Genomic DNA, 513 nt, shown 5'->3' with positions numbered 1-513 from the left:
TGCGCATCGCGGAGAGATGCGGGCGAGCGACGTCGAGCGCCGCTGCAACCGCGCTCACAGACCATCCCCCGGCAACGAGGTCGAGCGCAACAGCAGTTTTTTTGGGCCTGCGGCCCGGGAGACGGCCTCACGGAGCAGCTCGTTCTCCATGGCCTTCTTGCCGAGCAGCCGATGCAACTCGCGGATCTGCGCCTCGAGCGCACGATACTCGGATGCCGGCACCACTTCTTCGCCAGCGGCTGCGGCCGTCAACGCGCCCTGACTCATCAGCCTGCGCCAGGTGAAGACCTGACTTCCGCTGATGCCGTGTTGGCGGGCGACAAGCGACACGCTCATCCCCGGCAGATACGTCTCTTCGACGATCCGGACCTTCTCCTCGGGTGTCCATCGCCTCCGGCGCTGAACACCCGACAGGACCTCGCCATCATTGTAACGCCTGGTCGTACCGTCAGTCATATGCCTCACTCTTACCTAAGAGCGAGATCCTGTCAGGTCATTTAAGGGGCCACCTCA

At 63.5% G+C, this 513-nt stretch carries 1 protein-coding gene; it reads right to left on the bottom strand.

From position 1 onward, the window contains the following. Positions 1-54: 54 nt before the first annotated feature. Positions 55-456: a transposase gene (locus L8F97_RS22510; RefSeq protein ID WP_242154967.1), complete on the bottom strand. Its 402-nt coding sequence runs from the start codon at positions 454-456 to the stop codon at positions 55-57. Positions 457-513: the final 57 nt, after the last annotated feature.

Origin of the sequence: Sphingomonas sp. BAUL-RG-20F-R05-02, assembly GCF_022662305.1 — a bacterium.
In the GTDB taxonomy this organism is placed as follows: domain Bacteria; phylum Pseudomonadota; class Alphaproteobacteria; order Sphingomonadales; family Sphingomonadaceae; genus Sphingomonas.
Note: the sequence above shows the minus strand (reverse complement) of the source record. Positions and strands in the feature narration are given on the sequence as shown.

Excerpts from the sequence above, each read along its gene's own strand:
- L8F97_RS22510 (WP_242154967.1), bottom strand. The coding sequence starts at position 456 with ATGACTGACGGTACGACCAGGCGTTACAATGATGGCGAGGTCCTGTCG.